At 64.0% G+C, this 15860-nt stretch carries 9 protein-coding genes and 2 pseudogenes; 8 read left to right on the top strand and 3 right to left on the bottom strand.

Annotated elements, in window-relative coordinates; genetic code table 11:
* Nucleotides 1-23: 23 nt before the first annotated feature.
* Complete coding sequence (locus tag BN2475_RS28055; RefSeq protein WP_094782732.1) at nt 24-569, top strand: cupin domain-containing protein; 546 nt, start codon at nt 24-26, stop codon at nt 567-569.
* A 338-nt stretch (nt 570-907) separates the two neighbouring features.
* On the top strand, nt 908-2992 hold the full coding sequence (tkt, locus tag BN2475_RS28050; protein WP_094782703.1) for a transketolase: 2085 nt from the start codon (nt 908-910) through the stop codon (nt 2990-2992).
* 181 nt (nt 2993-3173) lie between these two features.
* Here tkt and zapE read toward each other — a convergent pair whose 3' ends face one another.
* Entirely contained in the window at nt 3174-4265 is a 1092-nt protein-coding gene (zapE, locus tag BN2475_RS28045) for a cell division protein ZapE (protein WP_094782702.1), read from the bottom strand.
* 192 nt (nt 4266-4457) lie between these two features.
* Nucleotides 4458-5360, bottom strand: coding sequence for a YihY/virulence factor BrkB family protein (locus tag BN2475_RS28040; RefSeq protein WP_094782701.1), 903 nt, complete (start codon nt 5358-5360; stop codon nt 4458-4460).
* Between the two features lie 213 nt (nt 5361-5573).
* Here BN2475_RS28040 and BN2475_RS28035 point away from each other — a divergent pair.
* From BN2475_RS28035 to BN2475_RS28015, 5 genes and pseudogenes are all read left to right on the top strand, one after another.
* Nucleotides 5574-6053, top strand: a pseudogene (locus tag BN2475_RS28035) (ATP dependent DNA ligase); the annotation flags it as partial.
* A gap of 345 nt (nt 6054-6398) precedes the next feature.
* Nucleotides 6399-6872, top strand: coding sequence for a response regulator (locus tag BN2475_RS28030; RefSeq protein ID WP_094782700.1), 474 nt, complete (start codon nt 6399-6401; stop codon nt 6870-6872).
* Between the two features lie 193 nt (nt 6873-7065).
* Nucleotides 7066-9282 (top strand): glycogen debranching protein GlgX, encoded by a 2217-nt coding sequence (gene glgX, locus BN2475_RS28025; RefSeq protein WP_094782699.1) that lies wholly within the window; start codon nt 7066-7068, stop codon nt 9280-9282.
* Nucleotides 9283-9437: 155 nt separating this feature from the next.
* Nucleotides 9438-9641, top strand: coding sequence for a DUF2934 domain-containing protein (locus BN2475_RS28020; RefSeq protein ID WP_094782698.1), 204 nt, complete (start codon nt 9438-9440; stop codon nt 9639-9641).
* Between the two features lie 54 nt (nt 9642-9695).
* Entirely contained in the window at nt 9696-11714 is a 2019-nt protein-coding gene (locus BN2475_RS28015) for an AI-2E family transporter (RefSeq protein WP_094782697.1), read from the top strand.
* A 107-nt stretch (nt 11715-11821) separates the two neighbouring features.
* Here the strand turns inward: BN2475_RS28015 and BN2475_RS28010 are convergent, their stop codons facing one another.
* Entirely contained in the window at nt 11822-13399 is a 1578-nt protein-coding gene (locus BN2475_RS28010) for an FAD-dependent oxidoreductase (protein ID WP_094782696.1), read from the bottom strand.
* Nucleotides 13400-13719: 320 nt separating this feature from the next.
* Between BN2475_RS28010 and BN2475_RS28005 the strand changes: the two are divergent.
* A pseudogene (locus BN2475_RS28005) lies at nt 13720-15857 on the top strand (hybrid sensor histidine kinase/response regulator).
* Nucleotides 15858-15860 lie beyond the last annotated feature (3 nt).

Here is a 15860-nt window from a genome sequence, read left to right as displayed (position 1 = left end):
ACGGGAAGCACCAGGAGCCGACCATGTTCAACGATTCAAAACATGCATTCGATGCGGCGAAAACCGAGTACGAGGCATTCATGCTCGATCCGCACGACTGGGTGCCGAATAACCGCACATTGCCGGTCGTGATTTACCGGCGCGCGCTGTCACCGAAAAGCGGCAACCTGGCTGCCGCTTTCGAAATCCTGTTCGAGCACAACGCGTGGCCGTCGCAATGGCGCAACAGCATTTTCGATTACCACCATTTTCATGCGACCGCGCATGAGGTGCTCGGCGTGATTGATGGCTCCGCGCAGGTCATCGTCGGTGGGCCGGGGGGCCGTGTGGTGACGATCGCGGCCGGCGACGCGCTATTGCTGCCGGCCGGCACCGGCCATTGCCTGCAATCGTTCGAGCGGCATTTTCAGGTGGTGGCCGGCTATCCGGAGGGGCAGCAGTGGGACATTCGCCGCGAAGCGTTGCACCCCGAAGAGCAGGCGGCGATGGAGCGATTGCCGTTTCCCGCGCTGGACCCGATCGACGGCAAGCACGGCCCGCTCGTCGAATACTGGCTGCATGCTGCTTGACGTGGCGGAAAAAGACGAGTGTTGGCGCGCGCTGCGAGCCTTGCGCAGCCACGCCATCTGATGCGCTCAACGTCAACGCGCATTGGCAACATGCAACCCACAACCCGCCGTCAAAAGTCCGCCGCCCCGCAAGCCCGCTGAAAGATCCGCCGCCGATCATGTTGGCAGCGACGCTGCGCGTGTCGTACGTCGAGTGTCGTGCAGACTTGCGCGCATCGGCGCATTATCGATGAGCTTCGCTGCGTTCCTCATGCGTTGTTTCATGTCCTCACGGTGCGCCGGCCCGCTCGAACGGAGCGCTTCGGCTGTCTTCCCATCCGCCGAACAAGGAGTGTCTCATGCAAAACGATCCCGCCCTCGACCAGCTGTGCATCAACACGATTCGCACGCTGTCGATGGACGCTGTGCAAAAGGCCAATTCCGGCCACCCCGGCACGCCAATGGCCCTCGCACCCGTTGCCTATCATCTGTGGCAACACCATTTGCGCTATGACCCGGATGAGCCGCTGTGGCCGAACCGCGACCGCTTCGTGCTATCGGTGGGGCATGCGTCGATGCTGCTGTATTCGCTGCTGCACCTGGCCAACGTCAAGGCAGTGGACCACGACGGCAAGCCGACCGGCGCACCCGCCGTGTCGCTCGACGACATCGAGCATTTCCGCCAGATCGACAGCAACACGCCCGGCCACCCCGAGTACCGCTTGACCAGCGGCGTCGAAACTACCACTGGCCCGCTCGGCCAGGGTCTAGGCAACAGCGTCGGCATGGCGATGGCGGCACGCTGGTATGAAAGCCGCTTCAATCAGCCGGATGCGCCGCTGTTCGATTACCGTGTCTACGCGCTGTGCGGCGACGGCGACTTGATGGAAGGCGTCTCGCACGAAGCGGCGTCGCTGGCCGGCCATCTGAAGCTGTCGAACCTGATCTGGATTTACGACAGCAACCGCGTGACGATCGAAGGCCATACCGACCTCGCCTATAGCGACGCCGTGGCAAGCCGCTTTCGCGGCTACAACTGGCACACGCTGAACGTGGACGACGCGAACGACACCGCCGCATTCGAAGCGGCGCTCGTCGAAGCGAAAAGCGTCACCGACCGGCCGACGCTGATCGTGGTTCATAGCATCATCGGCTGGGGCGCGCCGCACAAGCAGGACACCGCGTCCGCGCACGGCGAAGCGCTCGGTGTCGAGGAAGTCGCGCTCGCCAAGAAATTCTACGGCTGGCCCGAGGACAAATTCTTCTACGTGCCGGATGGCGTGCATGAACGGTTCGCTGCGGGCATCGGTGCGCGCGGCAAGGCGGCGCGTACTGCGTGGCAGACGAAGTACGACGCGTACCGCAAGCAATATCCGGAGCTTGCGCGCGAATTCGCGCAGATCCTGGCGCATGAATTGCCGGCCGGTTGGGACAGCGACATTCCGAGTTTCGACGCGGACCCGAAGGGCATCGCAACGCGCGAATCGTCTGGCAAGGTGCTCAATGTGATTGCTGCGCGCGTTCCGTGGATGATCGGCGGCGCGGCCGACCTCTCGCCGTCCACCAAGACCAATCTGAAGTTCGAAGGCGCGGGCAGCTTCGAAGCCGATCACTATGGCGGCCGCAATCTGCATTTCGGCATTCGCGAACATGGGATGGGCGCGGTGGTGAACGGGCTCGTATTGTCGAACCTGCGGGCGTACGGCTCGACCTTCCTGATTTTCAGCGACTACATGAAGCCGCCGATCCGTCTGTCGGCGATCATGGAGGTGCCGGCCATTTACGTGTTCTCGCACGATTCGATCGGCGTCGGCGAAGATGGTCCGACCCATCAGCCGATCGAGCAACTGGCGTCGCTGCGCGGCGTGCCCGGGTTGACCCTGCTGCGTCCTGGCGATGCGAACGAAGTGGCCGAAGCATGGCGCGTGGCGCTGACGCAGCCGCGGCGGCCCGCGTGCATCGTCGTGACGCGCCAGGCGCTGCCGACGCTCGACCGCAGTCGCTATGCCGCCGCGAGCGGCGTGAAGAAGGGCGCCTACGTGCTCGCCGATGCACCCGATGGGCAGAAGCCGCAGGTGATCCTGATGGCGACGGGCAGCGAACTGTCGATCTGCACCGACGTCTACGAGAAGCTCAAAGGCGAGGGCATCGCGGCGCGCGTGGTGTCGATGCCGTCGTGGGATATTTTCGAGCGTCAGGACGACGCGTATCGGGACTCGGTGCTGCCCCCCGATGTGGAAGCGCGCGTGGCCGTCGAACAGGCTGCGTCGCTCGGCTGGGACCGCTATGTCGGCCGGCTCGGCGCGCAGGTGGTGATGCATACGTTCGGCGCGTCGGCGCCGCTTGCGGATCTGAAGAAGAAGTTCGGCTTCACGCCGGAGCGCGTGTACGAAGCGGCGAAGCAGCAGATCGCGCGGGTTCAGTCAAAGGCTGGTTCCGCGTAGCGTGCGAAGTTGCGTTTGAGGTTGCGTGTGAAGGTGCGTGTGAAGCACCGTGCGTGATGGAAAGGCCGGCGATTTGGAAACCGCCGGCCTTTTTGCATGCCGTTGCGTGTTCAGAATTGCTTCGGACTACGGTTGAAACGACCAATGCGACCAATGCGACCAATGCGACCAATGCAGGCAATCAGGATTCGCTGACGCCACCTGCTGCGCCGTGCCCGGTGTCCTCAAGCGTGCTGCGATAAGCTCGCGATTGCATTTCCGCTAGCCGGCTCAGCGTGCGCGATAGATCGTGCACGCCTTTGAGACCATTGAGGGCTGTCTCGATCGGCCGATCCGACGCGATGAACAACGCGCGCTTGCGGTCGTAGAAGATATCGATCAGCCAGACGAGGCGCTGCAGCGTAGGCGGCTGCGTGAGCCACGTGGTGCGCAGATTGTCGAGAATCAGTCCATGCCATTGTTCGGCGAGATCCAGGTAATCGAGGTGCGAGCGGCTCGCGACGCACAGACTCTCGAAGTCCGCCCACAGTAGCGCCGCGCTCGCCGCGCGGGCCGTGAGCGGCCGGCCTGCCGCGCTCAGCGTGACCGGCGCAACCCGCTGGCCGCCGCCATGGCGCGTGAATATGTGCCCCAGCGCATCGCGGCTCGCCTGATCGAGCGGCGCAAAGAAACGCGGCCGCTCGGCTTGCTCGCCGCCGAAACGGTAGTCACGCCCGCCATCGAAATGAATCACAGTGAAGCAGCGTTTGATCTGTTCGATGGTCGGCAGGAAGCGCTCGTGAAACTCCGGGTCCGGCAACAGCGAGTCCGGCGCGTAGTTGGATGTGAGCACGACGCGCGTACCGAGGCCGATTGCGATATCGAGAAAGCGGCCCATCAGGAACGCGTCGGCGATATCGTGCATGTGGAATTCGTCGAAGCACAGCAGCTCGATACCATCGAGCCATTGCCGCGACACCGAGCCGAGCCGGTCGTCGCTGCGCGGTGCGTTGACGAGCCGCTGGTTCATCTCGCGCAGAAATTCGTGGAAGTGCAGCCGCCGCTTGCGGCAGTCGGCCAGCTTGAACGCCGTATCGACCACGAGACTCTTGCCGCGCCCGGGCAGCCCGTGGCAATAGACGCCTTGGCGCTTGAACGCGGCGCCGGATCGCGCGTGTCGGGTTCGATTCGCGCCGGCGAGGCTGACGAGCGCCGCGATCGCGGCGCGCTGACGGGCATCGGGCGTAATGCCGTGCGCGGCCAGCGTGCGTATGATGCGGGCTTCGTCAAGCATGGACCACGCTGCCGATGCGTGATGCGGGGATGGGGATAGGGCCTGCGGCGGAGATTGAGGCGGAATGGTTCGGCATCAGGTGACGGGTGGCTGAGGGCTCGGGAGGGCCAGGCTAGGTGCTCGGGAGGGCCGACGACTATCGACTATCGCGCCATTTTAACAGCCACGTGCGCCGTCAAAGCCGCGGCCGGTTCAACTGGTTTTGATCGTCGGCTGCGGCGCGTGAAGGGATGCCGGACCGAATCGTTCGTATTGCGAAATCACCTGCGCGCCGAATAACAGCAGCGTCGCCAGCCATTCGAAGCTGAGCAGGATCACGATCGCCATGGTCAGCGACCCATACACCACACTGACCTGAGACAGCGTGGAGAAATACCAGACCAGCGCATGTCGCGTGATTTCCCACAGCACGGCCGCGACCACGCCGCCGATCAGTGCATGCTTGAGCGACGGGCGGCCGACCGGCATCACGAGATAGATCGACGTCAGCACGAAAATCTCGCCTGCGAGTCCCAGCAGATACAACACTACGCGCGACGGCCCTTGCAACGGAATATGCATACCTAACAGTTCGACGCGCTCGGCCCCCATCGCTTCCAGCCAGTTCGACACGAAGGTGACGATCAGCAGCCCGATGCCGAGACACAGGATGTAGCAATACGGCAGCAGGGCCGAGATCAGGAAGTGCCGCCGCCGCACCACCACGCGATGCACGAAAATCAGCGACATCGCATTTTCGAGCACGGTAAAGGCGAGCGAACTGAAGAAGATCATCGTCAGCAACAGCACCCAGCCGATCACCGCGCGATGATCGAGGAAATTGGCCAGCTCCTGCACCAGCGCATTCGACTGGCCCGGCACCAGCCAGCGCAGCAGATGCCCGAGCGCAGCCAGCAGCACGTGTTGCGGCACCACCCGCGACAACACGATGACGATCAGGATCAGCAGCGGCACGATCGACAGCAGCGCGTAATACGCAACCGCGCCCGCGAGCAGCAGACCCTGGTTCGCGCGGAACGCTTTCAGCGTCTGCAACACGAATTGACCGGGATGTTTCGCGATATACAGCGCGTGCGGGTCGAGGATGATTTGCATGGGGCCTCGCGGCGCGAGTCGGCGTCTGCCGGGTGGCAGCCGGTATCGACACGCCTCTTTGCTTTATATACCGTAAGCAATAAGCCGGCCATACTGGCAGCTGACGATTTCTGCGCATGGGTTCGTCGCGCGAATTCCAGGAATGCCCGCATCGAGCCGGGCACGCCGTTCGGCGAGTAGGTGATCGACGGCGAAATTCTCGCGTGAGAGCCGGAGCGCGCGTCGATGTACGGAGTCGGCCGCACCAAGGCATCGGGCACGTGGTGGAAATAGAAGATCGAGAAGATCGATCCTTATACGGTGGATGTCGTACTGGTTTACGCGCAACGCGGTCATGGCCGCCGCGCCAGTCTCTAACCGACTTCACGTTCGCAGTGTGGGACGAGGCGAACGGCGTGTGCACACTCGTGCCATTTGCGACGGCCTATTCTGGACTCACTGATGAAGAGATGCGCGAGGTCGATGCGATCGTGCGCAAGACCACCGTCGAGAAGTTCGGCCCGCTGTGTAGCGTGACGCCGACGCTAGTGTTCGAAATCGGCTTCGAGGGAATTCAGGCGAGCCCGCGTCACAAATCGGGCGGGCATGGCGGTGCGCTCTTCGCGCATGCTGCGTTGTCGAACCGACAAACGGATCGACGATGCCGATACGTTGGCGATGCTCAATGGCGTCATCGACGATCGTGCGGGATAACCCGCTGAGCGCAAACACCTAACGTGCCGGCCATTTTTTCGGCGGGCGTCGTCGCTTATTCTCTATATACCAGCGTCTATATCGACGCTGCCGATGCGCGCGGCAAACGCGCGTTCCTTATATTGTTTGTTGAAGGTAACGCTTCACGTAGCTGAACAAATTACCGTGAAGACGAAACGTCGCGCGATGCAAGCGGCGTGGGCGGCGTGCACGACACAAGTGTGTCGTATCGATGCGCCGCGTGTGAACCTCGCTGGCGCTCGCACTATCAGCGGGAGCGGAACTTGCGCAAGGTTCGCGGCGCGCCATCGGTGGCGCACAAAAAGCGCGAAGGAGAAGAGGGTGATGGTCGACGACAGAACGGACGACAACGACGATGTCGTGGTGTGGCGGCCGATCCAGTATGCGATGGCGTCGCATCGTCGTGTGCTGGTGGTGGACGATTATCGGGAAGCAGCGGACGCATTGCAGATGTTGCTGACAGCCGATGGTTTCGAGTGCCGCGCGCTGGACGACCCGCTTGCCGTTTGCGACATGGCGCGCGAGTGGCAGCCGTTCGCCGTGGTGCTGGACATCAAGATGCCGGTGCTCGATGGGTTAGAGTTGGCCCGCCGTCTGCGCTCTCATCCGTCGACCTCGCATATGCTGTTGATCGCCTGCACTGCTTTCGCTTCCCGTGATGATCGCGCCCGTGCGCGCGCCGTCGGCTTCGACGCGCACTGCGCGAAACCATTGACGCCGGAGGGTCTGCTGCGCGTGCTCGAAGCGGCGGCGGCGCTGCCTGTTGCCGGGCCACCGGAAAGGCTGCACGAGACGTGACGCGAACCAGATCCGCTCAGGTGCCGGTCTGTGGCGGTCTTTTTCCGCATCCAGTTAAACCCTTCGGTATATTCTCGCTGAGGCTGACGGAGGCCCTCAGCCGCATAGCCCGCACGGAATTCCGTACGCTGACCGATCCACTGCGTACACTAAAGCACGCGCGCAAGCGCCTCTTGCTTCCACAGGAACCACTATGACATCGCCGGCCAGCTACACGACGCGCATCTCGGAAGGCACGCCTTTCCCGCTCGGCGCGACATGGAACGGAAGCGGTGTCAACTTCGCACTGTTCTCGGCGCACGCCACCAAGGTCGAACTGTGTCTGTTCGATGAAACCGGCCAGAACGAAATCGAACGCATCGAACTGCCGGAATACACCGACGAGGTCTGGCACGTGTTCGTGCCGAATCTCAAACCGGGCGACGTGTATGGCTATCGCGTGCATGGCCCGTACGAGCCGGAAAACGGCCATCGCTTCAATCCGAACAAGCTGCTGCTCGACCCGTACGCGAAAGCGCATATCGGTGAGCTGAAATGGGCGCCGGAAATTTTCGGCTATACGCTCGATTCGGAAGAGGGCGATCTGTCGTTCGACGAGCGCGACAGCGCGCGCTTCGTGCCGAAGTGCAAGGTGGTCGATGCCAACTTCTCGTGGAGCCATCCCGAGCGCAACGCACTGCCGTGGGAGCGGGTGATTTTTTATGAAACGCATGTACGCGGCTTCACCAAACGTCATCCCGATGTGCCGGAGCCTCTGCGCGGCACTATCGCCGGGCTCGGGCAGCAGGTCGTGGTCGACTATATCCGCAGCCTCGGCGTGACGTCGGTCGAATTGCTGCCGGTGCAGACGTTCGTCAACGACAGCCATCTGCTCGACAAAGCTCTCACCAACTACTGGGGTTACAACACGATCGGTTTCTTCGCGGCCGATCCGCGCTACTTCGCATCGTCCACCGACTCGGTGGCCGAGTTCAAGGAGATGGTGGACCGCTTTCATCAGAGCGATCTCGAAGTGATTCTCGATGTGGTCTACAACCACACAGCCGAAGGCAACGAGCGCGGCCCGACGATCTCGTTCAAGGGTATCGACAACGCGTCGTACTACCGCCTGATGCCCGACGAGCCGCGCTATTACATCAACGACACCGGCACCGGCAACACGCTGAACCTGTCGCATCCGCGGGTGCTGCAAATGGTCACCGACAGCCTGCGCTACTGGGTGACCGAAATGAAGGTCGACGGCTTCCGCTTCGACCTCGCGACGATTCTCGGCCGTGAGGATCACGGCTTCGACGAAGGCGGCGGGTTCCTCGATAGCTGCCGGCAAGACCCGGTGCTCTCGAGCGTGCGGCTGATTGCCGAGCCGTGGGATTGCGGTCCCGGCGGTTACCAGGTGGGTGGCTTTCCGCCTGGCTGGGCCGAATGGAACGACCGCTTTCGCGACGCGGCGCGCGGGTACTGGAAGGGCGACGAAGGCATGGCCGCCGATCTCGCTACCCGGCTGACCGCGTCGGGCGACCAGTTCAATCATCGCGGACGACGTCCGTGGGCGAGCGTGAACTTCATCGCCGCGCACGATGGTTTCACGCTCAATGATCTGGTGTCGTACAACGACAAGCACAACGAGGCCAATGGCGAGGATAACAACGACGGCCACGCCGACAACAAGTCCTGGAACATGGGCGAGGAAGGGCCGACCGACGACGCCGGGATTCGTCAGCAGCGCGAACGCCAGAAACGCAATCTGCTGGCCACGCTGCTGCTGTCGCAAGGCACGCCGATGATTCTCGCCGGCGATGAATTCGGCCGCACTCAGCAGGGCAACAACAACGCCTATTGTCAGGATAACGAGATAAGCTGGGTCGATTGGGACGCAATCGACGACGACGGGCGCGCGCTTACCGACTTCGTCAGGAATCTGACCACGCTGCGCCACCGCCTGCCGGTGCTGCGACGCGGCCGTTTTCTCACCGGCGAATACAACGAGGCGCTGGACGTCACGGACACACGCTGGCTCTCGCCCGACGGCACGGATATCACGGGCGAGCAATGGGACGACCCGTTGATGCGCTGCTTCGGGCTGGTGATCGACGGCCGCGCTCAGGCGAGCGGCATCCGGCGTCTCGCATCCGATGCAACATTGCTGCTCGTGATGAATGCGCACCACGACGTCGTCAATTTCACGCTACCCGATATTCCCGAAGGCGACACGTGGATGTGCCTGCTCGACAGCAATATGCCGGTGCGGCCCGACTTGCCCCAATTCAACGCCGGTGACGCGTATCAGGTGACCGGGCGCTCCCTCCTGCTGTTCGCACTCGAAGCGCCGAGCCGGGCGACGCAGCGTGTCTTCGACCGCCTCGAAGTGCAGTTGACCTCCGACGAAAGCGAGCCGCCGGCTGGCTCCTGACGCTCGACGCGAACTGCGCGGTGCGCAAGCGCCGCGCACCCGATCAGGTACAAGCCTTGCTCGATTTGATTGCGACTGATGGGCGCGACTTGCCATTGCGGCGGGCGAGCTCCAGCCGGTATGGGTCTTCGCAAGGTTTAGCCAGGGGTGATCGAATGGAACAGGAACAAACACGGGAACAAGCAGGGGCACCAGTCGCTCAGGATGAGCAGATTCGCACGCGTGCGTACTACCTGTGGCAACAGGCCCCGGAACCAAAGGGCTCGCCTGACGAGTATTGGGAGCAGGCGCGCGCCGAGATAGAGAAGGAGGCGCCACCGGTCGAAAGCGGGCCGGTCGATGGGGAATCCCTCAAGTAAGCGCGTGATATGCGCCTGCAACGCCGCTGTCATTGAACGGCCGGCAGAGAACGAATGAAGGACTCACCCGACCCGCACGCGGCGAGCCCCGTCGCGCGTGTTCACCCTCCGGCCGCAACGCTCGGCGTCGATGGCCTCGTCGCGCTCGGCGTCGCCGTCACTGTGATCGCGTGTCTGTATTTCGCGAGCGCCGTGCTGATTCCGATCACGCTGGCGATTCTGCTGAGCTTTCTGGTCGCGCCGCTGGTCGATGCGCTGCGCCGGTTGAAGCTCGGCCACGTTGCGTCCGTGCTGGCCGCCGTGCTCATTTCGGTGTCGGTCATCGTGATGCTGGCGGCAGTAATCGCCACGCAACTGACTGGCCTCGCGGCCGGCATGCCACGCTATCAGGTGACCATCGAACACAAGATGGAAACCGTGCACAGCGCGACGATCGGCCGGCTCAACCGGATCGCCGGTGCCGCGGGCCAGGCGCTGCAGCGCGCCACCATCGAGCCGCCGGCACCCGAGCCGCCGCGCGGCGCGTCCGCCGCCAGCGCTCACACACCGGCCGCGTTGCCGGTCGAGGTGCGCGAACCGATGCCCACGCCATTCGAACTCGCAAGGCGCGTGCTGTCGCCGGCCATCAGTCCGCTGGAAACGGCGTTCATCGTGTTCGTCGTGATGGTCGTGATCCTGCTGCAACGCGACGATCTGCGTAATCGGGCGATTCGTCTGTTCGGCTCGCGCGACCTGCACCGCACCACCACCGTGATGGACGAAGCCGCGCGGCGTCTGAGTCGCTACTTCGTTTCGCAACTCGGCCTGAACACCGGTGTCGGCACGGTGATCGGCGTGGGGCTGTTTGTGATCGGCGTGCCGAGTCCGATTCTGTGGGGCATTCTCGCGGCGCTGCTGCGGCTCGTGCCGTACGTCGGCATCTGGATCTCGGCCGCGCTCGCCACCGCGCTCGCCGCCGCCGTGAGTCCGGGCTGGACGATGGCAATCGGGACGCTGGCGTTGTTCGTCACGGTGGAGTTGCTGGTGGCCCAGGTGGTCGAGCCGTTGCTATATGGACGTAGCACCGGACTGTCGCCGTTTTCGGTGGTGGTCGCCGCGATTTTCTGGAGCTGGATCTGGGGGCCGATCGGGCTGATTCTATCGACGCCGCTGACCTTGTGCCTGCTGGTGCTCGGCCGGCATGTGCGGCGTCTCGAGCTCCTCGATGTGCTGCTCGGCGATCAACCGGTGCTGACGCCGATCGAAAACTTCTACCAGCGGGCGCTGACCGGGGACCCCGACGAAGCCATTCAGCAGGCCGAAGCCTTGCTGCGCGATCGATCGTTGTCGGCCTACTACGACGAGGTGGCGATCAAGGGCTTGCAACTCGCTGCGAACGATGTGATGGGCGGCCGCGTGACCGCGCCGCAGCTTGCGCGAATCGAGGCGACCACCAACGATCTGGTCGATGGCCTCGACGGCTACGAGGACCGCGAGCCCGCCGCGCTCGCGGCGCCAGAAGACTGGGAAGAGATGGGGCCGGTCGCGCCAACCGGCGACCGGCAGCCAGGCGGCGCGACGACGCATGCAGGCGCCCACACGGCGCCGTTGGTCAAGACTGAGGACCACGTCGTGCCGGCCCAACCGGCGCGCGCATTGCATGCGGGCAATAGCCGGGTGTTGTGCATTCCCGGACGCGGACCGCTCGATCCCCTGGCGATGACGATCCTCTCGCAACTACTGGGCAAGCATGGTTTTGCGTCGAGGGTATTGCCGCACGAAGCCGTGTCGCGCGCATCGATCGACAGTCTGAATGCAGCCGATGTCGGGATCGTCTGCATTTTCTACTTGCAGATCGACGGCGTTCCTTCGCATCTGCGCTATCTGATCAAGCGCGTTCGTGCGCGCTTGCCGAACGTGTCGATCGTCGTCGGGTTGTGGGCGCCAGAAGACAGGCAGAGCTGGAGCGCCGATCTGCAAGACGCAATGGACGGAGCGGCTTACGTCACGTCGCTACAGGACATGCTGGCGGCGTGCCGGCGCATCGAAACTGCGAATGCAGCCCAGGAAGAGTTGTCCGTGGCTGATGGGTAATGCTAAGGATAACGGATTAACAGGCGGATTGCCGTGCCGACAGCGAACGCTGTCCTCGACCTGTTGGGCGATCTGCCAACCTGCTTTCGATCCTCCGCTCCTCTCGGCTAATGTGCAGTGGACCCTTCGTGTCCGATTATCCGCAGCGCCTCATCGCGCGACAATCCACGATCCATCGCGTGCCCCATCGCGTCGATCAAACGCGCGGTGTGTGCTTCGTGTTCACACGCGAGCACGGCGACGACCTTGGCCTCCTGCAGATACAGCGCGACGAACTGCTGGCGCTCGAGATCGCCGTCGATCACGATCTCGTCCCACTCGCTCGCATGGCCGAGATATTCGAAGTTCTTATCGAAGTGATAGGTCCAGAAGTACGGCACGGCGACATAGCGGTGCCGCGCGCCGCACATGTTCTGTGCCGCGATGCGCGCCTGTTGCTGCGCGACGCGCCAGTGCTCGATGCGCACCGGTTCGTGATTCTCGTGCAACGAAAACGCCGCGATGTCACCGGCTGCATACAGACCCGGCGCGGCCTGCATGCCCGCATTGACGATCACGCCGCCGTCTTTCTGCAACGGCAGGCCTTCGATAAAACCGGTCGCCGGTGTAACGCCCGTGCCCAGCAGCACCACGTCGGCGGCAATGTGTTCGCCGCTTTCGAGCATCACCTGATGCACATTGCCTTCCTCGCCTTCGAGCGACGCAACCTTCGCGTCCAGATGGAAGACCACGCCATTGCGTTCATGCAATGCGCGCAACATCTCGCCCGCGCGCTCGCCGAACTGTTTCGCGAACGGCACTCGCTCGGGCGAGATCACGGTCACTTGCGCACCGCACTTGCGCAGCGCCGAAGCTGTCTCGAGACCGATAAAGCTGCTGCCGAGAATCGCCACCTGAGCGTGCTGCGCGTCATCACCCAGTGCGTCGATCAGCGTGGCGGCGTCGTCGAGATTGCGCAGTACGTGCACACCGCCGAGTTCGCAACCGGGAATCGGGGGGACCTTCGGCACGCTGCCGGTGGCGAGCAGTGCGGTGTGGTAGCTGAGCGTGTCGCCGGTTTCGAAATGGATCGTGCGAGCGGGCACGTCGAGCCGCACGACCTTCGCGACGGTCCGCTCGATGTCGTGCTGTTCCAGCCAGTGCGGCGGCAGCAGGGGTGGCACTTCCGCGAGCGCCATCTCGAACGACGGCACGTACTTGGTAAGGACAGTGCGATCGTAAGGCGCATGCGGCTCGTCGCCGACCAACGTGATGCGACCGCCGAAGCCGCACTCGCGCAACGCCGTGCAGGCGGCGGCGCCTGCCGCGCCCGCGCCGATCACCACGTAGTGCGGATCGCGTGCGGTGGCGCGGCACACCGGTTGCGCCAGTTTCTGCGGCGTCACCATCACATCGTCGCCGCTGACGGCGACCGGATACCGATCGAGCGCGAACAGCGCGGGCGGTTCGAGCACGCGGCCGGTCGCGACATCGAAAGTTCCCTTGTGCCATGGGCAGACGATCCGGCCATGGCAAAGCGCGCCCTGTTCCAGCGGCCCGCCCGCGTGCGGGCAGTCGGCGGCGTACGCGCGAACCGTGTCGCCGTCGCGCACCAGCAGGATGGCCTCGTCGTCGACGATCACGCGTTCGGCGCGATCCGCGCGCAATTGCGATAGCTGGGCGACGCGGCGGGCAGTCGTGGCCATGATCGGTTCCTCGCAGATTGTCAGGCAGGCAACGCAAGCACTATACGGTGGGCTGAATATGGCGACTGCGCCTTTGGCGCCACGCCGCGCCGCAGCGCGCGTTGCAAGGTGCCGGGTGCCTGTGCAGCAGCAATCCGTGTGCCTGAGCCGCCGCCGCTTTCCATTGCTGCATCGTCGCATATCGCGGAGTCGGCGCGCTAGGGAGAACGCGGGAAGTGCGGTAAATTCCCGCAAGGGAGATAGCGCTCGACCATCCGTGCGCGGCACGGAATGTGCGACGTTTTCCCTCAGTACTTCCAAATTTCGCGGAGATAGTGGCCGTGCAGCGAGTGGAGCGTGCCGCAGTCGAGGTGCCGATGCCGTCGCGCAATTTCGCGGTGACGCGGCGCATGCTGCTGATCGTGCTTGCCGTGTCGATCGTGTTTCCGCTGGTCTGTCTCGCGAGCTATGGCTATTTCGACTACCAGCGCCGCATCGCCGATTCGAACGACGTGATCGACCGGCTCGCACGCGTGACCGAAGAGCAGGCCGTCAAGGTACTGGACCTGAACCGGCAGATGGCGGCGCGCATCGTCGAGCTGCTCGGCAATGCCGACGACGCGCAGATTCGTGCGCGCGAAGCGGAGTTGCACGAGCGTCTGCAGGAAATCGGCGGCGACTTTCCACAGGTGTCGTCCGTTTATCTGCTCGGCGCGCAGGGTGACCTGCTGGTGTCGAGCCTCGCGTATCCCGCGCCGCGCATATCGATCAGCCGGCGCGAGGATTTCACCACCGCGAAGGCGATGCGCCCGCTGCCGTATTTCTCGCTGCCGATGTTCGGGCCGCTGTCGAAGACCGATGTGTTCACCACCGCGATCGGCCGTTCGGGCGCGGATGGCGAGTTCCTCGGCGTAGTCACCGTGGCGCTGCGCAACGAATATTTCGCGCGCTTCTATCGCGAGCTGACCCATGGCGACCCGTCGCTCGCATTGGGCCTGTATCGCCAGGACGGCAACCTGCTGGTGCGTTATCCGGCGTGGCCACCGGGCGCGACGCCGGCCGAGCGCAGCCCGTTTACCGCCGCGTTGCGCGACCAGCAGTTGTTCGGCCATATCGAGTTGCGTTCGACGGTGGACGGCGTCGATCGGCTGCTCGCGTTTCGCCGGGTCGGCGATTATCCGCTGTATGTGATGAGCGCGTACGCGACGTCGTCGATCGCGGCCGCCTGGCGCGCGCACTTCGCGATGGTCGCCGCATTCATGGCCGTGCCCTGCATCTCGATCTGGCTGCTGGTGCTCTACTCGCTGCGTCACCTGGAAGGCGAGCGCCGCGCGTGGGAGCGCTGGCAGGGTGAAGTGGCGATGCGGCTATCGGCGGAAGCAGCGAGCCGCCAATTGCAGCGCATGGGGGCGCTCGGCAATCTGGTCGCCAACGTCGCGCACGACTTCAACAATCTGCTGATGGTGGTCTCCGCCAATACGGAGCTTGCGCGGCTCAAGCACTACAACAATCTGGAAAAAGAAGTGCTCGCGGTGGAGCACGCCACCGCCGCCGCCGAATCGCTGACGCGGCGTCTCTTGAGCGTCGCGCGCAAGCAGCCGCTCAAACAGGAGCCGGTCGACCTCAAGCGCTGGCTGCCCGCTGTCGCGCCGCTGATCGATGCGGCGCTCGGCGACACTGTCGAACTCGCGCTGCGCCTGCCTCACGACTTGTGGCAGCTGCTGGCCGATCCGACCGAGCTCGAATTCGCGATCATGAATCTGGCCGTCAACGCGCGCGATGCGATGCCGCGCGGCGGCCGCTTCGTGATTCGCTGCCAGAACAACCGCCTCGTCGGCAGCGATACGTCGCTGCCTGATGGCGAATACGTGCAGATCATCTGTTCCGACGACGGCGAGGGCATGCCGGAAGCCGTCGTGCTGCGCGCGTTCGAGCCGCTCTTCACCACCAAACTGCGCGGCTCGGGCTCACGCAAGTGCTGGCGGTGTGCGAGCAGGCGGGCGGCACCGCGAAGATCGACAGCGTGCCGGGCAGCGGCACGACGGTGCGGCTCTTTCTGCCGCGTTATCGCGAGCGCGAGGCAACGGCCGCGAACCTCGACACGCGCGAGGTGCCGGCGCAGGAACCGGCCGGCCTCGTGCTGCTGGTGGAAGACAACGAGGACGTGGCGGCTGGCGTGACGGCCGTGCTCGAAACCTTCGGCTGCGCCGTGCGGCATGAGCCAACCGCCGATCAGGCGCTCGATGTGCTGAACGGCGGCGCGCGTTTCGAACTCGTGCTGTCCGACATCCAGATGCCGGGCAAGCTGAACGGTATCGACCTCGCGGAAAAAGTCCGCAGCGCGTGGCCGGCACAGCGCATCGCGCTGATGACCGGCTACGCCGACGAACTCGAACGAGCGCGCCGTCTCGGCATAGCAATTCTTTCCAAGCCATTCAGTATCGACGAGTTGCACGCGCTGGTGGCGTGCGAGCCCTGACGC

The organism is Paraburkholderia ribeironis, from assembly GCF_900019265.1.
In the GTDB taxonomy this organism is placed as follows: domain Bacteria; phylum Pseudomonadota; class Gammaproteobacteria; order Burkholderiales; family Burkholderiaceae; genus Paraburkholderia; species Paraburkholderia ribeironis.
Note: the sequence above shows the minus strand (reverse complement) of the source record. Positions and strands in the feature narration are given on the sequence as shown.